This window comes from Paenibacillus sp. FSL R5-0519 (assembly GCF_037974275.1).
Classification (GTDB): domain Bacteria; phylum Bacillota; class Bacilli; order Paenibacillales; family Paenibacillaceae; genus Paenibacillus.
In genome coordinates this window covers 200159-226686 of sequence record NZ_CP150234.1, presented here as the reverse complement: position 1 = coordinate 226686, position 26528 = coordinate 200159, and the positions used below count along the sequence as shown (strand labels likewise).

At 49.0% G+C, this 26528-nt stretch carries 15 protein-coding genes; 1 reads left to right on the top strand and 14 read right to left on the bottom strand.

All coding sequences use genetic code 11. The features are described 5' to 3' along the window. Positions 1-125 precede the first annotated feature (125 nt). The 10 genes from MKY73_RS00965 to MKY73_RS00920 form a co-directional block, all read right to left on the bottom strand. Positions 126-1487, bottom strand: a complete 1362-nt coding sequence (locus MKY73_RS00965) for an FAD-dependent oxidoreductase (protein WP_339305215.1) — start codon at positions 1485-1487, stop codon at positions 126-128. Between the two features lie 356 nt (positions 1488-1843). Next, positions 1844-2323, bottom strand: coding sequence for a glutathione peroxidase (locus MKY73_RS00960; RefSeq protein ID WP_339305213.1), 480 nt, complete (start codon positions 2321-2323; stop codon positions 1844-1846). Positions 2324-2562: 239 nt separating this feature from the next. Continuing rightward, positions 2563-3447, bottom strand: a complete 885-nt coding sequence (locus tag MKY73_RS00955) for an ABC transporter ATP-binding protein (protein ID WP_339305211.1) — start codon at positions 3445-3447, stop codon at positions 2563-2565. A 488-nt stretch (positions 3448-3935) separates the two neighbouring features. Next, positions 3936-7199 carry a hypothetical protein gene (locus tag MKY73_RS00950; protein ID WP_339305209.1) on the bottom strand — a complete coding sequence of 1088 codons (3264 nt, stop codon included), beginning with the start codon at positions 7197-7199 and terminating at the stop codon, positions 3936-3938. Next, positions 7196-8455 carry a hypothetical protein gene (locus MKY73_RS00945; protein WP_339238341.1) on the bottom strand — a complete coding sequence of 420 codons (1260 nt, stop codon included), beginning with the start codon at positions 8453-8455 and terminating at the stop codon, positions 7196-7198. Before MKY73_RS00945 ends, MKY73_RS00950 begins: the two co-directional genes overlap by 4 nt. 89 nt (positions 8456-8544) lie before the next feature. After that, entirely contained in the window at positions 8545-9192 is a 648-nt protein-coding gene (locus MKY73_RS00940; protein WP_339305207.1) for a beta-mannanase, read from the bottom strand. Positions 9193-9211: 19 nt separating this feature from the next. Then, entirely contained in the window at positions 9212-10495 is a 1284-nt protein-coding gene (locus tag MKY73_RS00935) for a vWA domain-containing protein (RefSeq protein ID WP_339305205.1), read from the bottom strand. A gap of 86 nt (positions 10496-10581) precedes the next feature. After that, the gene (locus tag MKY73_RS00930; protein WP_339305203.1) at positions 10582-13017 is read right to left on the bottom strand and encodes a transcription initiation factor TFIID; all 2436 of its coding nucleotides are present in this window, start codon (positions 13015-13017) and stop codon (positions 10582-10584) included. A gap of 14 nt (positions 13018-13031) precedes the next feature. After that, a complete protein-coding gene (locus MKY73_RS00925; protein WP_339305201.1) occupies positions 13032-16421 on the bottom strand; it encodes a tubulin-like doman-containing protein in 3390 nt (1129 codons plus the stop codon). A 262-nt stretch (positions 16422-16683) separates the two neighbouring features. Continuing rightward, entirely contained in the window at positions 16684-18477 is a 1794-nt protein-coding gene (locus MKY73_RS00920) for a vWA domain-containing protein (protein ID WP_339305200.1), read from the bottom strand. Positions 18478-18885: 408 nt separating this feature from the next. On the opposite strand from MKY73_RS00920, the gene MKY73_RS00915 reads away from it, so the two are divergent. Then, positions 18886-19818 (top strand): hypothetical protein, encoded by a 933-nt coding sequence (locus MKY73_RS00915; RefSeq protein WP_339305198.1) that lies wholly within the window; start codon positions 18886-18888, stop codon positions 19816-19818. Positions 19819-20001: 183 nt separating this feature from the next. On the opposite strand, the gene MKY73_RS00910 is transcribed toward MKY73_RS00915, so the two are convergent. The 4 genes from MKY73_RS00910 to MKY73_RS00895 form a co-directional block, all read right to left on the bottom strand. Further along, positions 20002-21198, bottom strand: a complete 1197-nt coding sequence (locus MKY73_RS00910; protein WP_339305196.1) for a hypothetical protein — start codon at positions 21196-21198, stop codon at positions 20002-20004. A 36-nt stretch (positions 21199-21234) separates the two neighbouring features. Then, a complete protein-coding gene (locus tag MKY73_RS00905; RefSeq protein WP_339305195.1) occupies positions 21235-22413 on the bottom strand; it encodes a hypothetical protein in 1179 nt (392 codons plus the stop codon). Positions 22414-22728: 315 nt separating this feature from the next. Further along, a complete protein-coding gene (locus tag MKY73_RS00900) occupies positions 22729-24315 on the bottom strand; it encodes a DEAD/DEAH box helicase (protein ID WP_339305193.1) in 1587 nt (528 codons plus the stop codon). A gap of 446 nt (positions 24316-24761) precedes the next feature. Beyond that, entirely contained in the window at positions 24762-26213 is a 1452-nt protein-coding gene (locus tag MKY73_RS00895; protein ID WP_339305191.1) for a SulP family inorganic anion transporter, read from the bottom strand. Between the last annotated feature and the right edge of the window lie 315 nt (positions 26214-26528).

The following is a 26528-nucleotide window of genomic DNA, read 5'->3' as shown; positions in this document are numbered from 1 at the left end:
TAATCATTGATCCTATAATCCTAAACGTATTAGAAATATCAATTAAACAAAAGGCTGGCGAATCACTCGCCAGCCTTTTGTTTGTGTGTCTTTTTTCATATTCGGTAATAACCATTACTTCTTCCTTACACCATTGCTGGTGCTTTTACATCTACCGGTGGCAGTGCTTGCAGACCCGCCGTGTTCAGGAAGTTCCACGGTTTGTTGTAGTGTGGCTGGAAGAAGAAGTCGATAAAGGCCAGCTCATCTACGGTCATGTTGTTTTGGATGCAGACCGAGATTGTATTAATCGATTGGGTCAGATCAACCTGGGACATCACCTGTGCTCCAACGATCCGTCGAGTAGCCTGCTCATATACCACTTTGAGCAACAGTTTCTCCGCCGTTGGCATGAACTCCGGACGATAGCTGTCTTCCAATACTACCGACTCCACAATCAGACCTTCGTCAGCAGCAGACGTTTCCGTCATCCCCGTACCCGCGATATTTTGCTCATAAATTTTAATACCCGATGTTCCTTGTGTACCCATATACGGTGTCGTAGGACGAACCAGGTTACGGGCTACGAGTGTACCCATCCGCACAGCGTTAGTCGCGAGTGGAATGTAAGATGCTTTGCCTGTCGGGTTGTAATGAATGGCGCAGCTGTCACCCGCAGCGAAGACGTCTTTTTGACTGGTTTGCATATATTTATCCACGATGATTGCGCCGTTTGGCAGCATATCCACTTGGCCTTTGAGCAGCTCGGTATTTGGGCGGAAACCAATGCACAGAATAACCAGATCGGTTTCGAACTCTCCTTTGGACGTAATCACCTTGGTCACTTTGCCATTCTCTCCAGTAAACTTCTGTACCGTTTGACCAAGAGCGAGCTTGATGCCACGCCCAGTCAGCGTATCTTCAATTGCATCTGTGAACTCAGGATCCAGGTATTTGTTCAAAATCCGGTCCACACTGTCGATCAGGGTAACTTCCTTGCCATTCATCTGGAAAGCTTCCACCAATTCAACGCCGATATATCCGGCACCTACAACGGTAACACGTTTTGCATCTTTGGCTTTTTCAATAATTGTGTTGGAATGATTGTAGTTTTTGCAAAGTAAAATGTTGTCCATCTCAATGCCTTCAAGCTTCGGAACGACAGGCCATGAACCAGTGGTCACGATCAGTTTGTCAAACGTATCTTCAAATTCTTCCCCGGTTTGCAGGTTTTTAGCCTGAAGGGTATGACCTTTGGCATCAACTGTTGTAACTTCATGAAGCATCTTGGTCTCAACACCAAGCTCTGCCAACTGATTAGGCGAAGAATAAAACAAGCCGTCAGGATCTTTCACAACTCCACCTACGTAGAGCGCAATGCCACAAGATAGGAAGGAGATGTTGTCATTGCGCTCATACACGGTGATGGTAGCATCCGGGTACAATTTGGCGGTATTTACGATGGCTGCGGTTCCTGCGTGTGTACATCCGATAACTGCGATTTTCATTAAAAGTTCCTCCTCGAAATATATAAATGAGTTTGAATATAACGTTATTATGGTTGTGAAATATTTCACTTCTTGTTCGAGACTGTGTATGTGATTTATTTCACTTTATACACTCATTATAATGTGATCTTTTTCACATTGCAATAGGTTGAGCAAAAAAAACTTGTCGAAGGAGGTCATTCCCTGTCTTTAAGCCTTTCTTCCCTTCATTGTATTGATTTCATTCTCCCCGGATTCGGGTCGGTTTATGCTATGCAATGGCTTCCGCGATCCCTGTATCGACACAGTATGGATATAAATAATCAAAGAAGCCCGCCCTTGCACATGCAAGGACAGGCTTCTCAAACAATCATGGTTTAACCGAGCAATTTCTCAATATCTGCGATCATTGTCTCCGGAGATTCTTTCGGTTCAACACGACCGACCACTTCACCTTCACGGTTAACAAGGAACTTGGTAAAGTTCCATTGTATGTCGCTTGTTTCACCTGCGCCAGGTTGTTGCTCCTTCAGGTATTGGAACAGGGGATGTGTGTCCTCACCATTCACATCTACCTTGGCAAACACCGGGAAATTCACACCATAGTTAATCTGGCAAAATGACTCGGCTTCCTCACTTGTACCTGGCTCCTGCCCTCCAAACTGGTTACAAGGGAACCCCAGTACAACGAGACCCTGATCGCGATAACGATCATAGAGTTTTTGCAATTCACCGTATTGCGGAGTAAGTCCACACTTGCTAGCTGTATTGGCAATGACCAATACCTTACCTTGATACAGATCCAGTGAGACTTCCTGGTTCGCGGTGGTTACCGCCTGATATGAATATACGGACATGACTGATTCCTCCCATGACAAGTGTTGGTTTGGGCTGCTCCGAGCACGTTAGTATAACCAATGAACATACAGCCTGTCTTATTATTATAAACCTGATCCGATGTGATTACCAAATTCCGGGTCTGCACGTTCCCCTTCGCTCCCATGCGTTGCAAATTCCCCATGAATGCAAAAGAGCCGCCTGCGATAGCGCACAGCGGCTTCATTCTATAATGTAAGGACCACATATGGCCCATTTGTTAACTTCCTAACGCTTGAACGCGCTGTTCTGCCCGTCCTCCAGCATGAACCATTGCACTGTTCATAACCATCTGCTCCGGTTGTTTCGGTTGCTGGCGTTCGCCTGCAAGTGCGTAGGGCAAGCAGAGTGGTACACCGGAACGCGGATCAATCACGATATCTGCTTCAATGTTGAATACTTCACGAAGCACATCCGAGTTCATGACTTCCACAGGTGAACCCTGAGCAATGGCTTTACCATTTTTGATACCAATCATGTGATGTGCATAACGGGAAGCATGATTCAAGTCATGTACAACCATAACAATGGTACGGTTAGCTGTGGCATTCAGCTGCTCAAGCAGTTGCAGTACTTCAAGCTGGTGAGCCATATCCAGGAACGTTGTTGGCTCGTCCAGGAACAGGATATCCGTCTCTTGAGCAAGTGCCATGGCAATCCAGGCACGCTGGCGCTGTCCACCGGACAGTTGATCAATCGGACGATCGTGGAATTCTGTCATACCTGTCACTTCAATCGCCCATTCAATCATGCGTTTGTCTTCCGCCCGCATGGAGCCAAATCCTTTTTGATAAGGAAATCGACCATACGATACCAGTTCAGTAACGGTAAGTCCTTCAGGAGCGGTTGGATTCTGTGGCAAAATCGCAAGTTGCTTGGCAACTTCACGCGTGGATTGTTTATGGATGGACTTCCCGTCGAGTAATACATTACCTGCTTTTGGTGACATAATACGTGCCATCGTTTTCAGGATGGTTGACTTCCCTGATCCATTGGCTCCAACAAGTGCTGTAATTTTTCCTTGGGGAATCTGAATATTCAGATCCTCTACAATTAGTCTTTCCTCATAAGCGATATCCAGCTTGGTCGTCTCCAGACGAAACATGCGATCATCCCTCTCTCATTTATCCCGATTATGTAATCCGGCTATGACAACGAAAACGAAATTATAATTCTGTGTATTTCCGACGCAAATATCTTCTACACTAAAGATACTGATAATCATTATCATTTGTCAACATGAAAATGCAAATCTTCTGCTTGATCCAAGCTTAATTTGGATCTTTTTAAGCAAATTGTAGTGGTACGTTACGTTTACATATGAGAGCTTTTCTCATTCATCACGCGCATTTCATCACTTCTGCTTATCTCCCAGGCACTTGAATCATTGATTTTGTGTCCGAATTGTGAATGTATCATTTTTTTGTCGTGCGATTGCTGCATCTGGGGTGCGGATAAAAAAAGATGACCTTGAAATCTAAAGTTCAAGGTCATCCCACATACACTCATTTACTAAGATATGAAGTCAGCATATTTCAATATTTGATCAAAAGGTACTCAATGAATCTATGCAACAGGGCCAAATAAAATAACTTACAGCTTCGGCTGCGGCATCAATTGGATGACGGTCATCCCGCCCAGCGTACTCTGCACACTGGCAATACTCTCAGTATCAAGATCTGCTGGAAGATCAATCTGCAATCCATACGGATAGAGACGATCTGCATCCCCAATAGACATCTGTGCAGGACTGGTCGCATCCTCTTCATTGGATACGGATGTGTCAGGTGATGTCGAACCTGTAGTAGCTTGATCTGCATCGGTGCCTTGATCCGTGCCTCCACTCGCAGTATTAGACGATGCATTCGTCCCTGTATCCGTTGTTGTATCATTAGCAGGATCTGAAGTGTTATCACCCGATGTTGATGGGTCTGCCTGCTGATCGCCATCCTCCGCCTGCTCGTTGTTCCCAGCGGTTCCCGCTGACGACCCATCCGTGCTTCCTTCGGAAGTACTTCCTGAACTACCATCAGAAGGCTCTTGGGTATCCGGCTCTTCATTTCGATTAAAGCTTTCCCACTTGCCTGAGGTATCCAGCTCCTGGGTACTGCCATCTTTCATTGTCAATTGGAGTTTGCCTTGCTCAAACTCCGTGCTTTCCGTATCGTTTCTGAAACGGATCACCAGTTGAGCAGGTGATTGGGTACCCTCCTGTTCACTGGGAGGAATTATATAAGCAATCTGCTCCGCGAGTTGTACCTCGGGTTCAGCCGGTATGGCAGGCTCCTGGGTAGATGGGGGAGATGCCGCTGGCGGCTCTACAGAATCTTTCATCCATGCATATGTACCGCCAGCAATACCCAGAACCAGGATCAAGAGGAGCAATCCAAACAGATTCTTCCTTTTGCCTGTTAGCATCCTCATCAATGTGGATGACAATTCTGTCTTGGCACGGTCATAGACTGGCTTCATTGCCTTGTTCGCTCTCGCATAATACGGTTTGAAAGCCGACTTCGACTTGAAAGCTTCACGGTCATGGGCCTTGAAATAGGCCACAAGGGCATCCGCATATCCTTTATGCGTATTGGAACCCCGAACAAACATACGTTGATCTCCTGACCATTCGAAAAATGGATACAGCCCTTCAACCCGACTTGCATTGGTGCGGACGAACTCAATCAGGCCAGGATAATCCAGTCGGTTGCTACCGCTTCCTCCCCGATAAAAAGCCATCGGCAACGCTTCATAGGCCGCGATCCCCGGATGCGCTTGGAGCTCCACAGCAAGCCAGCGACGTGTCCAGCGTTGAAGATCATTGCGTTCCGGGAGGGAAAGTGCCTCCAATGCCTCATCTTCATTTCCCTCGCCACTAAGCCACGCTCTCGCAGCCAGCATCATGTTCGTTCGAGCAGATACATCAGCGCCCTGACGTGCTGCCCAATCCCGAACCTCATTGCCATGTTGCAATATATCGATGCTGAGTAGCTGCTCACGGTTAACCCGTTCCAGATCCAAATCCTGAATCATAAACAGGTTAATGACATAAGCAAGCTTGTCTGCCAGGCGGGTTAACTCCTCCTGATATGCCGGATCTTGACTGACAGACAGAGGTGCTCCTTTTCGATTAGGGCGGGCTGTAGATTCAGACTGACCAATCCGTGCCGTAATACCTTTATCATACATACCTTCAGCTGGTACCTGATCCAGTATGCTAACGCGCTGGAGTGCTTCATTCGCGGATTGCACCGGACTCGGTGCAGAACATAACCGTTCACGCAGCTCACTGGTTGTCCGCTCCAGCAAGTAGTTGTAATGAATCGCAGACGGATGAGCTGTAACCCATCTTCGGATCACTTCGACGACGTTCCCTGCCGATTCGGTGCGTTTCAGCTGATTGTCCAGATAAGGATCGAACAATAACTTGGTGAGCGATTCATTGGCCAGCACTTTATCAAAGAAAGCCCGATTCAGATGGGTATCCCGATCCAACACAGCATACAATTCCTGCACCGCACGCATACGCTTCTGGGCTCGGGCATTATTGACACCGTATATGAAATAGTCCACTATCCAGGATTGCACCACAGGCGCGGCAACACGGAAGTATTCTCCAATGCAAGCAGCAACCGCTTCTTCGGGTACGTTCTCACGCTTCACGCTGTCCAGTTCCCGGCTGAGCAAGGTCAGGAACAGTTCGTTCAGACGCGAACGCTGCCGTGTTCCACCTTCCGGCTTCAGATAGGTCAACAAACCACTCAGGACATGACTTTTGTTATCCAAGTATAGATCTTCCCTGCCTTGTTCAAGACCGTAGAACACCGCGAGTTCGCCATAGGCTTCGATGGAAAGCTCCCGTCCAGGTTCCATGCCAGACAACATCTCGTCTGCAAATGTGTAGAACGCATCCGCAGCACCGGGTTCCTGCAATAAGGCCCAGGCGAATTCCGCATAAGGTAACTTCGCCACAGATGCATCCGCATGCGTCACTCTGCCGGATACCATATCAAAGGTGAAGTCCTTCTCCGTATTTCGGTCTTTGGGACGTAACGTCCCCCGCTCTACAAATTGGATATGGATGCCCTTCTTGGCCTGCGGCTCCTTGGCAAACGTCATGAATCCCAACTGCCGCCGGAATGCGTATGGTAACGCTGTGTACAGCAAACGCAGCAATCCTTTGGCCCCTGCGGTCACTTCTTCTGCGGGAAGGTCCAGTGCAATGTATACTTTTCTGCGTGTCGCTACAGACTGCATTACCGCGTAAAGCAGTCGCTTGAACAGCACTTCGTTCATCTTCAAGGCGTTCAGCATCTGGTTTGGCGATAAATCTGCACTCAGACTGGCACCAGGCTGAGCCCATCCTTCTTGTCCAGCAGCTGCATCTCTTGCCGCGCCCTGTCCACTTCCAAGTGATGTAGGCAATTCAGCAAGCGTAGGCAGTACTGTACCTTGTTCGATGTCATAGGACGTGGCGAACATGGCATCCAGCCAGCCGCCTTGCTTCATCTGCTCTTCCGAGCGCTCGGGAGACAAGACGTAGTTATGAGCAAAAAAGGCACTGCGCAGCCCCGTGAAATCCGCAGACTGGTACACATTTTGCCCAAGGATCGTCTCTCCACTCTCCAGATGAAGCAGATGAATGGAGGCCGGAAACTTCGTCTCGTCCTTCTCGCTACGGCCTGTTAGCTCTGCTGGAGCGTCATAGACACAGTAGGGGTGAAGCACTTTTTTGATAAAAGAAGGGTCCAGTCCCGGCGATGCCGCAATCGTATCAAACCCCTCTGTTGTGCGAAACACCCCGCGCCGCTCTCGGGTATACAACTGTTGTTCAATGGGCGGGGTTACGGAAGAACGCATCATCCCACTCTCCCCTCAATGTACTTCAGCTTGTACAACAGCCACAGGAAAGGTTCATCCACGCGGATCGGGCTAACCACACCCTGCAATTTCATATCCACCGGATTGCTGCCCAGCGCAGATACGGCGAAATAGGCTGTATCCTTGAAGTACACATCCATCGTGCCCTTGAACGGACGATCCACCTTCTCGATAAAACGGCGGATCTCTCCGTCGATATTCTCGAACTCAGTTAAGTCGAAATAATCGCGGTGCACCATGTTGCGAAAGACGTTACTGTTAGATTTGATATAATCCCCCTCTTCATCCTTGAGGGAATGCAGCATGTCGCTTTTCGTGAGTACCACGGCTGTTGGAATATTCGTCTTGGCTTTGTCCTGATACGCGATAAAATCTCCAAACATCGTGAGCACCACGTCACGCGGCTCATCATATCGCGGAGTCCACTCGCCCGGCTCGTTGCCGAGGTTAATGCGGATTTTGTCCCGAATCGAACGAATCTGAAGCGGGTCCACCATGAACAGGATACCTGCCGAATTCTTGATGTGCTGCCCGTGAAGTCCGAGATAATCCTGCTCCACCATACCTTCACCCGCAACGTCAAAGAACACCAGGGTCAGCGGTGCCTTATCTTCGTCCTTGAATACAAATTGGAAGATAAACGGCTCCTGCAGCTTCTCCTTCTGCGTGGAATCCAGCAGATCGCCCCGTTCGAACAACGGTTCTTCATAATCCGCACGGAACCGGCGGCTGATCTCCGCATTCAGAGGCATGCAAGCCGCGTCAAAATGATCCGCTGTATAATGCTGCAATGTATGAATTAATGAAGTCATGTAGACGGATTTTCCCACTTGGGATGCACCGATAATGGAAATGATATTGCTGGGTGCTTTACCTGCCGTAACAGGTAGCTCGTTATGACACTGCGGGCACAAACGGCGACGTGTAACGACACCGTACCGATCGTTCAGACCCATCACGATATTATCGGAATAAATCCGATGTTCCTCCGGTACATCATGCGGAGCCAATACGGCCTCCATATCAAATACCGTGTCGAGTCCGAATCGTTCGCGATACCGATTCAACTTCGCATCTTCCCCGAGTGCGTAGTCCTCATCATCATCGCGGTGATGGGCGGCGCGGAACACTACCTCTTCCGGTGAAAACTTGCTGAAACAATAAGGACAGACAATATCGTAAAATAGCGGGCGTTCCTCCGGCTGTTGTCTCTTCAAAAACCGACTAAAAAAGCTCATAGCCACTCCCCTCCCTGATCAGTCAGACTAAGATGTTTTACACTCCCACTACGATGACAGATTAACCTTCCAATCGCTAGTCCAACGATCTAGTCTGATATAAGCCGATAGGCGGCTCCATACTTCGGTCCGTCCGTGAAGAATAATCGCACATAATCATCCTTGGCGACTTCAACGGGCGGCATCTCATTTCTTCCGGGAGCAAAATCACTCACAAAAGGATACACCGTACCATCTTCCTTATTCAGCGGCACCCCGCCCTGCTTGCGAACATAACAGAGGGCTTCCTTCGGAACAGGCACCTCCGCTGTGACGGTGATCAATACACTTTTTCGTTTCTGAAAAAAACCGCTCTTGTAGCGAATGGAGAAGCGGATGTCCGCCTTCCCAGCGCTTGCAATCACCATATTGTCTTCATCTCGTTGACGGATCAGCACAGGCCCGTCTTCCTGCATCTGACACACATACACTGTGTACTTGATGGCACCAAAACCCGTGATCCGATCCGTGTAACCGTTGCTCGACTTATATTCCTCTCTTGTGTACAGCTTCAGCTTGCCCTGTGCAGGCTCTTCCCCGGTACGATCATCGCTCATCATATCCAGCTCCAGCCGTTCCACATACACAGCTTCAACCCGTTCCGGCCAGAGCCAGCGAAGTGTACAACGCCCTTCGTCCACCGCAAGTGTCAGTTTTCGAATCAAGGGTGTCGAAGGGTCAGCATCCGTAAATCGCATTTCCATTGACCTCCCGACGTTAGAATCCTTTGCTGCGTGAATCTCTTGCTCTCTGACCGAATCCTTCAGCTGAAGAAGTTCCGCCGCCAGCTTCACGGCGTCCCCTGCTCTTCCGCGGCGTGTTCTCCTTGATCGGAACAATCCAGGAGAAGAGGGTCAATACGCCAGATAAGATGAGCATCGCACCAAGTCGCACGAAAGTATCCCCCACGTTCGAACCGTCGAGTCCCCATTCCAACAGCAGTCCTGCCAAGAGACCCGACACCGCACCGCCAATACCAAAGCTGAGCGCGAGATGACGATTATCGAATACGAGTCCGAGGGATACACCCAGTGCTACTCCAATCAGCAGCAAGGCTGCCACACGGAAAATCGCCAGATAAACGCTATGCTCCATCATGCCTGTACGCTCCGTCACCAGCGTCCGTTCATCAATCGTATCGTAGATCTGCTGGAATGCCAGATTCAGACCACCGGAATCCGGTACATCATAATACATGCCACCTGTTTGCTGGGCAATATTACGCAGCAGGTCCGTTCCTGATGGGTCCACCAGGCTGAGGCCGACCGTATTGATCGATATCTGTTCACTCGCATATTGGGACAAAATATCGGCCGTGTCCGCTTCACTGAAGCCATCGGATAACAAGATGACAACCGTACCGCGTTTCGGGTCCTGCTTGCCCTGAATCTGTTCCATGCCTTCCCGCAGCACGGCATCAAAATTGGTACCGCCCGAAGTCGTGACAATGCCATCGATTTTGCCATAAACCTCATTCTTGGCCGCGTCACTATCCAACGCAATAAACGGCTGTAACAACTGCGGCTGGTCATCAAACGTAATGACCGCTACCTGTTTGTCACTCTCCATTTGGCTGATCAGTGTCTTGGCTGCTTCAAAGCGTCCGTTATCCGGATCTGTCTCGCTCATGCTGCCCGAGTTATCGATCATCAGTACGATGTCCTTCACTTGCTTCACACCGCCCGGATTGATCTGATACAGCAATTGCAGCGCGAGTCCAACAACAAACAACAGAGCCAGCGTTGCCGGAACAAGCAATTTCCACGACAGTCCCAGATACCGGAGCTTCCATGAAGCGCCATTCAACTTGGGCGAGATCATCTCTGCGATCAAACAGAACAATCCTACACTGAGCGCCAGTACGCCAAAGTATAAGCCCATCAGCAACAGACGTGGCATCTCCCCAAGCCATTGACGCAGCATGATTTCTCCTGCCGCAAAGCCCACTGCCCCGCCAATCAGGCTGAACAGGACCAGGAGAAGATTGATTTTTCGCTGCATGTCTAAATGCATCCTTTCCATACCAGCCCTAAACAGGCTGAGTTAATACAACATTGTAGCAGGGTGTCATGACACCGCCAGACGTTTTAACGGATGGGTGACAACTTCTCCACCAGCCCTGCGGGGTGAAGTTCATATCCATTCTCCGTGTACGACTCATAATATACTTTGCCGTTCCGATACACCATGAGATCCTCCAGATGGAAACCTCCCATCAGATTCAGCTTCTCCACACCACTGCTGCGTTCTTCGTACACCACACCCAGCTTGTAGATGCGTGACGTCTCTTCGGCATGCGCCGCGTAGTTCATGAAAGCACTATGATGATCACCAAAGAAATACTTCTCTTCATACCGATGTTCCTGCGTATAATCGAATACCCGTACCCGAACGACCGCCTGATCCTCCAGCGTGTGGTACAACCTGCGGAACAGATCATCCCGGGTTAATACGTCTTTATCTCCGTAGGCAATCGTTACATTGGCCCGTTGCAACAGTTCTTCTTCAAATGGCAATCGCAACGGCTCGGCCGTAAGCAGCAACGAGTGACATACCTCCATCAGACGTTTCAGCAGACGATCATCACCTTCTGTTGCAAGCCGGTTCATATCTCCCATGTAACGATCCTCGAACCATACATCCCGTCCGCGCTTGGCTTCCAGGTCGATGATTAGTTCTTCCGTCACTTTGCCGTAATACTCCATCACGTTCTGGCCGATGTATTCATCCGCAGCGGCGATGCTTTGGGCAGCTGTCTCGCGCAGTGTGCGTTCCAGCGCTTCAAGTGCTGCTGTGACGTGGCGACTATAACGGTGAAGCTCTTCCATCTCCGTATCGTAGATGCGCAGCAAATGTAATTCATTTTCCAGTCGCAGTAATTCTACCTTCGGTACATATACTCGCTCCAGCATGCAGTCAATCAGATTACGTACATTCTGTTTATCACGGAACAACGCTCGTTTGAACGACTGATCTTCCACCCGTTCTTGCTGACGTTGCTCTAACAGTGCACGTGCCGATTCAAGCTGCATCGATTTATCCCGAATCAGTCCGAGCAGCGCTTCACGTACACTGCCAGGCTCATTTTCACTCCAGGCTGCCCATTGGAAGTACCCAACCTCTGGATGCTCCGCGCGGGATTGTTCGGCCTGACGGCGAAGAGAGCCGCCAGAACTGCGCTCGCGCACACGCTCTTCAACAAGCCGGACGACGTTATCACGGAAGTACGCTTCAGCGCCTTGTCCGAACAGCGCTTTCTCCGCTTCACGAAGCGAGAGCGGCTTCAGATCGGAGAAACTGACGTTATGCGTCATGATGCCACTCATGCCACTAACCAGATCTTCACCCGGCAGCAGGCCTTCGACTTTGCGTTCTACCGATGCCGCGTCCAGTCCGAAGAAAGCAAGCTTGTCCTTGATGCTCCAATCCGGCTCCTGCCGCATGCGTGCGAGCAGGTACCGATACATGTGATATAAAACCGCCAGTGCTATCGGCTTGTTTGGCCGCCTGATCTCGGCAAAACCCGCACTTGCATAACCATGCTGATCAGAGGTGGTGCGAATATTGTTTTTGAAGGATGTATTGTTGTACGTGTTCGCTCCCGTGCTCGAAACGGTACCCGAGTGATTCGCATCCTGCTTCCTGTTCTTCAACAGGCAGATCCGGCAGATGATCTCGGCATTTTCAATCCAGCCACCGGGAACGCCAGTTCCACGCTCATTTTTGTCAGACAACAGATATACCAGATCATACAACGGTGACGCGTGATGTGTAACCGGAATGGAGATCCCATCCTCCGTCACCAGCAGATTGCCGCTGAATGTGTAGTCCAAAGACTGCATATAATCCAGTTCACGCAGAAAAGCAAGACCTACTGCGCTGGCATACCCGAAGGAATCCACCTGTTCCATCTCGCTGACCAATACATGCAGATCTGTCTGCACCGACTTGAAGGCTTGGGACAAAATGATCTCCGTCAGCTTGGTGAGCTCTGGCAACAATACATTCAACGGATCATCCGCTCTGGTTACCACCGTAACGTAAATCCGATCAAATGACGAGTATAACCGTCCATATTCGGCAATTCGGTTACTAACCCGCCGAAGCGTACGATTCAGGTCAAAGAGCGCCTGATCCGATTCGTGGAAACTGCGATGTACATCCTTACGCCGTGTTTTGGACGGTCGCTCTATCTGCCCAGCGGACAGAGGCAAGCGGTGAAGAGTCACCTGGCCATCATCGGACGAGCCACCCTTCCTCGGTTCACCCGAACCCGTTTCTTGATCGTCTGTCCCGATCTGAATGTAGACCACACCGTCTCCGTTATCCCATTTCAGCCGATTGATCTCCTGCACGGCAGACACAGCAGGTGCAACCAGATCACCCACAAACAGGAACAGCGCCGGGTAATGGATACTGCTGCGTCCATCACCCAGGCTGCCTTGACGCTCCTGCTCTATTGCATACTGCGCTGCATACTTCTCCAGATCACGCTTCAGGGTATTGTTCGAATTGAACTCCATCCCGGCCGCCACCCTTACTTCAGCCTTCTGCGAATGTCGTTCAGCTTGGACGACATCGTTCTGTAGAACTGATAGATGTCTTCTCCGTTAGCCAGTTCTACCCGCTCATATTCGAGACGATCACGTGATTCCATGAACAGCGCAGCCAGATCATCCAGCTTTGTCAGCAATGGAGTGATATCCTCAGAGGCTGTCAGATCGTTATCACGGCGGGAGGCTTTACGCAGCAATGTACTGCGATCCTTCTCCGCCAGACCGCGGAAGTTACCAAACACTTCATACTCGGCAAAGTTACGGCTCTTCATCAGGTTTGCGAACGGCTCCCAAGCGTCTTCTTCCGGGTCACGGTCGTAGACGTAGAGCGCACCTTTTTTGACGATGGTGTCTGTATAGAGTGCTTCGATAAAACGGTCGTACCACTGCTCTTCGTCCTGGTACTGGGCCAGAATGCCTTCGAGTTCGGCAACTTTGGCCGAGATGGCATTCATCTTTGCCAGTTCCTCACGCACACGTGCGATCAGCTGCGGGGAGCGTACCAGGTTTTCTTTGGCCATATCTTCATTAATACTGCCGAAAATATCCTTAACCCCTACACGCGGCAACCCTTCGGATTGCAGACGTTTCAGCTCCATCACGGCCCGCTTCACTTCGCCGAGGTTCGGCGTGGTGGACGTCAGACGCATGTCGTAGGCTCCCAGTTTGGCGGATAAGTCAAATGCTTCTGTTGTCACAATCGCATACCGGTTGCTTGTATTCTCATCAATGGATTTGGCTGTCACAATGTTGTATCCGAGCGCCTGGTCAAACTCGTTACGTACACGGGCGTTATACTGCTTCACGCGGGCGTTCTCGTACACATCTCCCCATGATTTCTCCGGAATCGGAGACGGCAGATAGGTCCAGTTGTTTTTCTCCGTTTGCACCAAGTGACGACCAATGCCTTCTTTGTCCAAAATGGTACGTTCATAACTTTCCTCATATACCTTGAGCGGTGTATACACAAAGAGTGGTACCCCGTTGCGCGTATTCAGCCAGAAGATCCGGTTACGCACTTCACTTTCCTTCACGGTAAAATGAGATTTGCCTACCGCATTGTTCTGATAATTGCGAATCCCTTTCAGAATACCTGGCGCCTGTGCCGGTACGGATACAAATCCCCATGAAGGGAAATGCAGACTGCCTGTACTGTTGCTCAGATTGAACACCGGAACGGCCTCATCATCCAGCTTGCCAGCAATGAAACGTTCCACGAATTTCTCGACCGACTCATCCTGACCATATTTGATCACGAGGAAATCTTCCATGGAACGGGTAATCAGATCACCGAATTTCTCACTCAGGAAGTCGGAGATGGAGCTGACGATATCAATCTCGTTCTCTTTCACCCACTGGCTGGAGTTTTCCAGCAATTCACGGGAGAAGTCGCGGATCAGATCATCTGTATCACGCTTATCCAACAGACCGTCCACCACACTGACGATATCCGGTACACTTACGACGTTCCAGTAGTATGTCTTGTTGCCTTTGTGATCGGATTGTTCCTCGCCGCGTGTCAGCAGGTCGCCATTCTTCGCGAATATCGAGCTAAGGGCGTTCAGCGTCTCGGTAAATACGTTATAAATGCGGCTGTTTTCCTGATTTAGCAACTCATACAGATCTTCATAGAACTCGATCATCTGATCGTTGCGTTCCACGTCGGCGTGCAGCCAGTACTCATGAATTTTTGCTTCAATATAAGCATTCTTTTTCTTCTCTTTGGAGACAAAAGCACTCTTCGCATCGCCCAGTTTCTCTTCGGACTGCTCCTGAGCCGCTTCAATATCACGCGGAATGCGGAAGGCATTCTCTCGCAGGGTTTCGATGTACGACTGAATCATCTTCAGCACACAGAAACCTTTTTCCGTATAAATGAGACGAGATACATAGAACGGACCTTGTTCGGGATGCAAAAACATACGCCGGATCTGTTCGGTGAACTGACCCGCAATCTCGCCCGGCAGCTGTTTCTTCGCCTTGATATATTCTTCACGGGCACGCGCCAGGAAGTTCTGTTCCAGTTCGGTGTCCATATTTACAACCTGTGATTTCACCACGTTGCCATAGGATAAACGCTCGCTGTTCTGATAACCAGGCAGCGGCTCTGGCACGCGCGCTTCAAAGGACTTGACCACACTTTCGAGATCAATGCCCAGCTTGCGGGCAAACTTCTCGGTATCCTCCTGGTTCGGCGCTTTGGAGAACATGGTGTTCATTTTATCGAACATGCGATACGCCAGATACGTGGTCATCTCTTCAATTGGCAGTACAGCCGAAGATGCACCGATGATGTTGTAATCATAGTTAGCCGGGTATACCTTGTTCATCTGTGCAATGTTGGTGCGAATGTTGCTGATATAGTCATGGATCGCAAACTCCTCACCCGACTGCTTCTCCTCACTTGCCATGAAGTTGGTAATGTTCTCGGCCGTGACGTTCATGCAATAGTCGTACGCGTTCTCTAGCAATTTGCCTTCGGTATTGGTCGCAGAGATCAGATGACACAGGTTAAATGGCGGCAGTGGTGAGTTGACGGTTAAAATATTGCCGTACTTCTGTGTAAATCGCTCCCCACGGCTATCCACGTTCATCCAGTAATCCAGCTCTTTGAGCGCTGCATATCCGTTCTTGCGAATGTATTCACGCGTGTGTTCGCTCAAGCTTTTATTGGACAGATTCACGTCTGGCGTGAATAGATATCCCAGCGTATTCACGCGGTCAATCCCGGCAGAGCCGTGATCCCGTTCGATAATACCGCGCACGATATAGGAAATATCGAGGAAACATCCGCTGCCTGTACCGCCGGACAGACCTGTCAGCAGGAACACCATCAGTTTTTTGTTGGTGCCTACGGACAAGGTTTTGATCTTTTTGTCGATGGCCTGCACGACCTGATTAATCTTCGTGAACAACAGTAGACGTCCAGCCTGACGCACACCTGCGGCGCCATTCATGCCGTCCGTGATGCTCAGTTCGGGAGACAGCCAGTCCGTAATGTACGGCTCCAGCACGCTGCGGTTCTGTAGCAGTCCGCCAATCTCGGCATTGGACAGCAAGACGAATTCATTGATCGGATCAAGTCCGATTCCTTTATATTTTTTGGCGCGATCCTGTTCATTTGTTTCAAAAGCCAGAAATTCCACATTGTCCGGCTTGTCCATTTTTTTCTTGGATACCGGGTCCTGCGGCAGCTTGAAACGACGGTTGATCTGATATTTCAGTCGCAGCAGTGCATCAATTCCCGTTCCTCCCAGACCGATAATCAGAATGGGGTTATCAATGGTATCAACTCTGATCTTCTCACTGACAATACCTCCGCCAAGTGATACATCCAGTTGCTGAATATGTTCTCTAACAATCGGTTTCATTCGTTGTCCTCCTTCGATTAACAAAGTTGGAACTACAACTCCATTACACTTGCCACTCCGATGACAGAATAACATTCCGATCGCTGTTATCCCCAGATTTTTTCAATTCACTTTTACAAAGTGAAAATCCGGGGATAGCGTATGCTCCCGATGTAGCTTTCTTTCAGAAAGCTTTTAGGCGAACGCTTCCGCTTCTTCACGTTATTTCTGTCCTCTGCGTTCTCGTGTAAACAGTTGGTCCCAAATTTTATTGGCATTCCTTTTAAACTAAATACTCAATTAAAATGGTCTTGTCCGCCTGTTGCAGCGGGATGCTCAGTCGGTCACCGTTCTTCAGTTCAACGCCTGAGCTTGCATCGACTGCACGACCGGATTTCTCCAGCGTACCGCCTGCGGTGTTACGGATGATAATTCGATCCCCATTGCTGGGCGTAAATACATATTTTTCGGTTTCCTTCAGCTCAGGGTCCAGTTGCAACAACTGATGCAGATGGAATCGGCCCCGGAAGGATACCAGCTTTTTATATTGTGGATATGACTTGTCGCCCGTGTTCTCATCACGAATCTCAACGATCATCTGACCGACAAAGCCCCGGTTTTTGCGTTTCAGCCAACCCATCAGGAACCAGACACCCACACCGACCACAATCAGGGCTACAACACCTAGTATGACAGGTAACCAAGGGAACGGCTTGTCCTGTTCACCGCCTGGCGTGGTCGGTTGAGCACCGCTTCCGGTTGCTCCGCCTGCGTTAATCATGATTGGCGCACTTTCACGGTAGAAGCTGTCTTCTTCCGCACGGATGACCAATTCATAGTTATGATTGTCCGGTACTTCAAATGTTCCGGCAAAACCAGATCCTGTGTTTTCCAGCGGTTGTTCTTCACTTTTGCCTGTATCGACATCTTTCACAACCAGCGTGGCCTTCATATCTGCATACAGATCATTATCCTGAAGCGGCTGACCGCCATTCTCCAGTTTGGCAGCAAGATCAACCTTGTCCCCTTTGGTATAGGACTTGGTCTTAATCGGGTCCACAACGAGCTGAAGATCATAGTTGAACAACAGGTTGATATCGATGCTGTCTTTCGGAGCCCCTTTTACCCGAAGTTTCCAGTCTCCCTCTTGGGGTTTCAAAAGCTTCACGAGCGAATAACTCTTCGATGTCGAGAGCTTGGCTGCATCCGAGTTCAGGTCCACGGCTTGTCCGGAAGGGTCAGTCAATTGCACTTCCACCGGCTTCGAGGACATAATCGAGATGTTTGCTTCCAGCACACTGTCATTTGGCACGTTCACGGTAACTTCCTGATAACTGCCGTTTCCTGTTACAGAGGGCAGCTTCACCACATTGAGTTTGGCATGATCGGCGAAGATCTCACTCAGAATCTGTGGCAGATCATCCGGCGTATCGGTAATGAATGACTTGCCTCCGGTCTGCTTCGCGAGGTCTGCGAGTGCATCCTTGTTCAACTTGCCATCCGCGTTCAGTCCTATTGTATACACCGGGATACCTTGATCCTGTGCTTCCTTCACGGATTTCGCCAGATCAGCGTCGGATTGTGCCTGTGTACGGCCTTTGGTTTTGTTAAAATCATTGTTGCCATCCGCCAGCAGCACGATCATTGGCGAGTGAGATGGGTCTGCACCATGATTCAGTATGTTCATGGCTTCGGCGACACCCACTGAAACATCGGTATATGGCCCCCGGCCGAGCTGATCAATAAAATCCTTCAGGCTGCTCTTGTCCGCATCGGACTGAATCGTAAGCATTGCCTTTTCCCGCTCCACCTGATCGGTATAAGCGACAATCCCTACCTTGTCCCCTTGGACGGGCAGCATATCAATAAACATTTTCATGGCTTCATTACTGATCTTGTCACGGTCACTTGTATTCATTGAATTACTTACATCGGCTACAAGTACCGCATCGATTCCGCTCGTCTGTGCCTGAGCCGCTGCAGCGTGTGGCAGCAACGCCTGAGGTAGCAGTAGCGTTAGAATGGCCAGCAGAACCATCGTTCCGCTCAGCCAGCGTATTTTGCGTGTCCGCAGCATTGGGTGTACTCCTTCACGTTTGAGATTAAAATGGGAATAGTTTATTATAGGCGTCAAGCCTTAAGGAAATCTTAACAGTCTACTAATAAATTCTGAAAAGCACCCCTATCTTGAGTTACAGTTTTGTAATGACTGACAAAAATCGACGATTTCATGCCTTGAACTGGCACAAAAGTACCAACTATGGAAATATGATATAGTTATTGCCAGCAAACTGCAATATAACAGCGCTTGTTCACCAAGCCATAGAAGGGAACGGATTATGGTTACATACGGATGCCTCGCCATATTGTTTCTTTTTGTCATCATAAAGGTAATTGCACTCCAGCTTCATCGGCGGAAACCGGTCTCACGCGAAGACACGGATCGTACCCTCTACACTATTTTGAATGGTGAGCGTGATTGAGCATGAGTACTAAACTAGTCGTATCCATAAGACCATTTCATCGAACGACCTATGCCTATGAAAAGTTGCAAGTCTGCACACGTTGCGGACAGTATACCTGCCTGTGGGAAGATGAGTGCACAGCCTGCGGCAGGGGTACCCTGATTTCCGTTCAGGCGAAAGCGACTTCCCGTGTGAAACGTCGAATTGCACGCGACCTGTTCATTACCCTAATGTTCGGTGCAGCGGCCACCTATTTTGGTGAAACCATAGATCAGACCATGGCGGCGGCCAGCGTTTCCCTATTGCTTCTGGCATTGCTGATCTTCATGCAGAATCGTTCGTTCGAAGTAGAGCAGCAGCGCGAGTTGAAGCGCATGTTGCAACAGGATGAGGAGCTCATCCGTCAGGGCATCAACCGCAACTGGGCTCTGGTCGCCGAAGCCCGCAAGCAGGATGAAGCACTAGCCTATGAGATGCTTCGCGAGATCGGCTCACTCGTCTACAATGACCGGATTCGACTGCAACAGGTTGCGCTGTTACAATCCTTTGTCCTGCGCAGTGATATGGATCTGCAGCTCAAGCCCTTGCTGCTACGCAGCTTCGAGCGGCTGCTGGCTGAATATATCGGTGAGATTGCACGGCTTAAGCCGGAATTGATCCGGGAAGACACGATTCGTTATATCGCAACCTATGAAGTGAACATTTTACAGCTCCACAATGGAATTCAGATTCTTACAGCCGTAGCTGCTGCTGCCGTGCGCAAGAGTAAATATATTGAGTTATTCCCTAGTCTTATTACCCGCTACGCTCGCTTTATGCCCAAAGATCGATTCATGAGACTTTATCACACGATTGAACGCTATCCGAGCAAAGCACGCGGAGGACTGGCGGAGTCGGTGGGCCGAGTGTATAACGAGAAATATCGGGATCAATACGCAGATGTCCTTTCCTGATACAAAGGTCTTTTTGTGTAAAAGTCACCTTTATATATTGACGATGAAGTAGTTGTGGAACCCTGCATTTTCAAAAAGATAGTAGTTATGCATCAATAGATAATAGGTGTGAAGCTGACACTAATACAAAAGAGTACCTTATCCTTCTCCAAGGGCAAGGTACTCTTTTGTCAGAATAAAATATTAATCACGTTCGTATCTTATGCCACGTTCTCTCTTGCCTAGCTTGAAGGGATAGATGAGTACATAAGGAATCCACAACAGCACCGAGCATAGTATTACACTCGAATACAAAGAAGCATACATTTCAGCTGCAACTTCGCTAGAATTCAGACCTTCAAGTACTGAACTTGCAATCATCAGATTGATAAAGGAACCGATCATATAAATTAAAATCTGAGGCCAGAGAAGCCTTCGAACAAGAAGATAAAATAACATACTTAAACCCATAACAACAATACTTGGTGTTAACCAGTGCTCTGCATCAATCTCTCCCTGCATAGCCTTCAATCCCATATAGTACGCTGCTCCCCACTGAAGTACAAATATAAACCAACCTGGACCGACACTTAACAAGGCTGAAGAATTACGTTCCTTTTCCTTATGCTCCCGGACTCTACGTAAAAATTCTTCTTCCTCTTCTGGAGCCAGCGTTCCATTCTCATATGCTTGGTTAAACTCATCGTTCACGCTCTCCAAATAATTGTAGAAGCTATCGTCTACACCCCTATGGAAGACAAATTTTTGCTGACCCCTATCATTCAGGAGTTTGTCCAGCATCTCTGCTTCCGACATCGTATCCGTTGTAATCTCACTTGTAAAAATCAACGGGACCTCCATCGAAGATAATAGCTCCATCCATCGTTCCGCATCCTTTTCATACAAAAAGGAAACACTGTGTGCTCTGCGCTTCATATTCTGATCGTAAATAAAGTGGATTACAGGTAGAGCAAACACTTCCTCTGAATCTTTTTCGAGATATAAATGGATGTCCTTCACATCATGTCTTCCGTAGTACACACGTTCAATACGGGATTTATTGAAACGATTTTCTTCAATATCTTGGGTACGGGAGTCCCACTGGCTGTAGCTTACTTCATGTTGATTCAAGCTCGTATATGACGGATGACTTGCACGCCAATTTTCCTTATTTAAAGTTCGCCTTGAACGGTAGAACATTACCGATCCTATTGGGATCAGACCAAGAAGAAACCATGACAGTATTGAGAAATCGACGACAATCAGTACCAAAGGTACAACGGTCATGACGAATCCGATGATCCTTCGGGTCGAAAGCTTTATTCTCACTGATGATCTTATCGCCCATGGTTCTGTGATCAGTTCCTGTTTATTGTTATGTGGATTGTCATATGTAGACATGCTGACCTCCTTGATGACACATGCTATAGCTTTACCCTATCTGCGATTATGGTTGTGCCTTTTGCGTAATCTCTCGAATGCAGCGCGTCGCAATTGATAGACTAACATGGGAACACAAACTAATAGAATTCCAATGAAGCCAGAGGTTCCCAATGAATTCAACATTCGAGCACCAGGACTGGTATCCTCGACTTCATACAGAACCAGACTTATTGTAATGGCTTGGACAAAGAAGAACACCGAGTAAATGATCACATGTTTCCATACAAATATTTTGGTCATACACCCAAACAACAGTCCCAAACCTGTAAACACAACAATCGGTATGAACATAGCGTCTGGGTCAATGCGCCCCTGCTTGGCTTGCTCCACCAGAAGAAATGAAATGCCCCATTGAAATACAAATACTATCCATGCCCAGCCTATACTTCGAAAAGCCTTGACATGTTTCTTCACAGCCCTTCTCTTTTCCTTCTCTAGGCTATTCTCCTCCCTGTTACTAACAGATGGAATTTGCTGAATGGTCTGCTTCCGATAGGATTCATAAGATTCTTCTGCCAGACTGCTCCAGGATGCCGCCTTCTGACCTTCATCATTCTCCAAAGCATTCCGAATCTCAACTTCGGGAGCCATTTTCTCAGTCGAGTAACGTGTAAATATCAATTCAACCCCCTGTGTCTCAAGTTGGTCCAACCAAGTTTGTGCCTCAGCATCTTCATAAAAACGTATGGTACACACTCTATTCTCCAGCCCCTGTCTGTACACGATATGGATTTCGGGCCACATCTGTATTGTACGTACAGGCTCTTTAAATTCTGCTCGCTGATAAAAGTGTGCTTCCTTTATTAGATAACGCCCGTAATATACATGTTGGATAGCTAATCGCCCAAACCGATTCTCCTCAGGATTGAGCCTATCTGGATACCATCTCACATAACGAATCTCATGGTCATCCATCTCCGTACGATCCAGATGGTGATCTCTCCAAGATAAGTGACGAATATGACGGACCATGGCATAGAAAAACCATCCTCCCAGTGGAATAAGGCCTCCAGTGAACCATATCCACCCTGTCATTAATTGTGAAATCAAATACATGGGCCCAGCAACCATGACCAGCGCAACCAGCATCGCCATTCCGATCATAATTCGCATAAATATTCGGTAAAATGGCTCGATTCTACGCTGCTCCTGAACCAATACATATTTCCTCATGAATACCTCCTATGCCCCTTCCTTTATATATAAGTTTATAATTGTTTCCATTTCTTCTTTATACCCGTATACATATCGGTTGTACCATCCATTTGAGTCAGGAAAAGGTATGACCAATTGATGTCTAGAGGTATTTAAAAAGAGGTTAATGTGCTCTTCTAAGAAAAAAAGGGCCGCGACGTGGTTCCGTCGCGACCCTTGATCTGAGGGTTCGGTGCATCTACACCCGAACCCTCTCATATATGCCATGCCAAACGCTGTGGCATGGCATATTGTCTGCGCAAATGCGGCTATATCGCCGCTTGCGACAAGGCTTTACCGTCCGCGACGAGAATCGCGACGGTCGCCCTTCGCCGGTCCGCGTCCTGCGGATTCCGGACGGCGAGAGCCTTCGCTGCTGCGCCCGGAGGTGCGCTTGTCAGCACTACGGCCAGCCCAGCCGCTGCTGCGCTCATCGCCACTGCGGCCCGCACTGCGTCCGCCTTGGCTCGCACCGCGGCTACTGCTGCGGCCACCTTGGCTTGCTGCGCCTCGACTGCTGTCGCTGATACGCGCAGAGCCACGGCCTGCACTGCGCTCGTCGCCACTGCGGCCACCGCTACGACCACCACTGCGTCCACCTTCGCCACCGCGGGAACCACGGCCCCCACGTCCGCCATCTCTGCGATCGTTACGGCCTGCACCGCGACGTGCGCTGCCTGTTCCGGAAGAGCGTCCGCCTCGTTCGTCATCCCCCTGACTGTTGATGGAACGTCTAGCTGCTCCTGTTGATGCAATTGGACCTTCGCTCGTCCACTGAATACGGGACAGCTTCTGGTCGATCCCTTGTTCAATACGTGCAAGTTCAGGTCTGTCGTGCTCTGTTGCAAACGTTACAGCAAGACCTGTACCGCCTGCACGGCCCGTACGACCAATCCGGTGGATATAACTTTCCGCATCATGCGGCATATCGTAGTTAAAGACATGCGTTACACCTTCAACATCAAGTCCACGTGCAGCTACGTCTGTAGCAACCAGCACTTGCAGTTTGGCATCGCGGAATGCTTTCATGACGTTCTCACGCTTGGATTGGGACAGATCTCCATGAAGTTCATCACTTGCATAACCTGCTTCACGCAGATCTTGGTTCAGCTTGGATGCACGACGCTTGGTCCGGCAGAAAATAATAGCCAAGTATGGGCGATACGTATCAATCATGCCGCGAAGTGCTTCAAGCTTGCCGCGATCCGTACATTCCAGCACCTGCTGGCGAATTTGTTTGATCGGGATTACCGATTGCGAGGATACTTTTACATCTTCCGGATCTTTCATATAAGTCTTCGCAAGGTGGCGAATACCCTTTGGCATCGTTGCGGAGAACAGCATCGTCTGACGTTTGTGTGGCAGCTCGCTAAGAATCGTCTCCACATCGTCCAGGAAGCCCATGTGCAGCATTTGGTCGGCTTCATCCAGCACCAGTTTTTTGACATTATTCAGCTTCAACGTGCCCCGGCGCAGGTGATCCAGGAGACGACCCGGTGTACCGATAACGATCTGGGTGCCGTTCTGCAATTTACGCAGTTGCTTGTCCACATCCTGCCCGCCGTATACGGCAAGCACGTGCAGTTTATCGTCGTTTGCCGTGAGCTTCTTCGCTTCTTCCGTAATTTGCAGCGCAAGCTCACGCGTAGGCGCGATAATCAACGCTTGCGGCGAACGGTCAGATACATTAATTTTCTGAATAATCGGCAGCAAAAAAGCCAACGTTTTCCCTGTACCTGTCTGTGCCTCGGCGATAATATCGCGTCCACCCAGCAGTACCGGAATCGAACGCTCCTGTACCGGAGTCGGCACGGCGATGCCCTGATGTTTCAGGATCTCGCACCATTCCGGGCGAATGCCCAGTTGTTCAAAGTTTGCCAATCGTTACACCTCTGTATATTCATTTAGATAAGTCCATTTCATAATGACTTCAGTATCAGTATCTGCCATTAAGACTAGTTTTCCTTAGTTCAATCATGATTATGAAATGAATTTTTTAAAAAGCAATCCACTCGTTGCTCTTCTTCTCCATACCCTGTAGTTTACACGTTAGTCAAGCAAAACAAAAGGGGATACAGCGTTACACCCCTAACTTGTAGCACAAAATCCTAAGATCAGTGTGACTTGTATCGACCAAGTGAGTTTGAGTCGGGTAGCAAGAGACTCTAAGTCTGCCTTCAGGTTGCTGATCTGTGGATATGAACCTAGCATGCCTCAGGCTCAAAAAAAACAGCGATGCCCTCTCCCCGATTTCCGGAAAAAGTGCGCCGCTGATTATAAATCATCTTTTTATGTTATCTATTCGCTGTACTTCGTTCCAACCAAAGTTACGAACCGTGCCCGCCAGCTGTGGCAAACCCACTCCGTTCAAGGATACGGGAGCTTTCCTCGTTTAACCCACGCAGGTGCACGGTTTTGCCCAGCTTCGCGTATTTAAACTTCACTTTGCCAATGGCCACAACCGCGGTATTATCCCAGATATGGGAACCTCCGAAATCAATCGTGATCTCCTTCGGGTCAGCCTCTGCATCAAACTCATCCACAAAGCGGGTCGAAGATCCGAAGAAGAACGGTCCGTGAACCCGGTACACCTTCTGCCCTTGTTCCTGGCCCGCCTGTACGCGAATCTTGGTCTGTTTCCAGCCAAAATGCAGCACACTGAGCACAACGCCGACCATGACCCCAATCGACAGATCGTGGGTATAGACCACAATCGCCACGGTCACGATCATGACAAAGGCTTCTGCGCGCGGCACGCGAGCAATATTTTTGACGGAACTCCAGTCGAATGTTCCGATACACACCATAAACATTACACCGACGAGTGCCCCCATCGGTACCTGCTTCACCACACCGCTAAATAGCAGCAACAGGATTGCGAGAAACGCACCCGCAGTAAACGTGGATAATCTCCCACGTCCACCAGATTTCACATTAATGACCGACTGCCCAATCATCGCACAGCCGCCCATGCCGCCGAACAAACCGTTCACAAAGTTCGCAATACCCTGACCACGCACCTCGCGGTTCTTGCTGCTCTTGGTCTCAGTCATCTCATCCACGATGGTTGCGGTCAGCAGGGATTCCAGCAGCCCAACCAGTGCCATGGTAAATGAATAAGGCAGCAGAATCATCAGCGTATCCCAAGTCCATGCAATATTCGGCAAGTGGAACATCGGCAGGGTACTTGTGAGATTTCCCATGTCCCCTACTTTACTTACATCCAGATGAAATACCACCGTAATAATCGTCATCACGATGATTGCAATCAGAGGAGATGGAGCAGCTTTGAAAAAACGTGGCAAAATATAAATGATTGCCAGCGTGCCCGCCACCATCGCATACATAATCCAGTTCGCTCCCGTGAAGTGAGTTAACTGCGCCATAAAGATCAGGATCGCCAGTGCATTCACGAATCCGGTTAATACTGAATGAGGCACAAATGTTATAAATCGCCCAACCTTAAATATGCCTAAAATAAACTGAATAATACCCGTCAGTATCGTAGCTGCAAAAAGATATTCCACACCATAATCCTTGACGAGTCCAACCATCAGTACCGCCATTGCACCCGTTGCCGCCGAGATCATGCCGGGTCTTCCACCTGCAATCGAGATCACAATCGCAATGGTAATCGAAGCGTACAGCCCGACCATGGGATCGACTCCTGCAATGATGGAGAAAGCAATGGCTTCCGGAATTAACGCCAGTGCTACCGTAATGCCTGCCAGCACGTCTCCGCGAATGTTGCCAAACCATTGTTGTTTTAAAGTATTCATATGTTCTTGCCGTTCCTCCTACGTGTATTCCTCATAATGGACAATCTTACTGAAGAGTAACGGAAGCATTCATCACTGATCAATACACTCAGCAATTAATAAAAGTGTGTGAGACAGCACAAAATAGCGGAATCTTCTCCGCACAATTGCCTATGCATCTAAGTTACATGCTCATTCACCACCCCTATCGTATGGATAGTTGGATGAATCATCATGTCTGTTTTCCGTTCCAGTGTTTTGCTTCTGTTCCGTTACAACGATCAGTTATCTTCCTTGTGTGACATCCTGGTCTGCTCCAGATGCCCATGGGTTTCC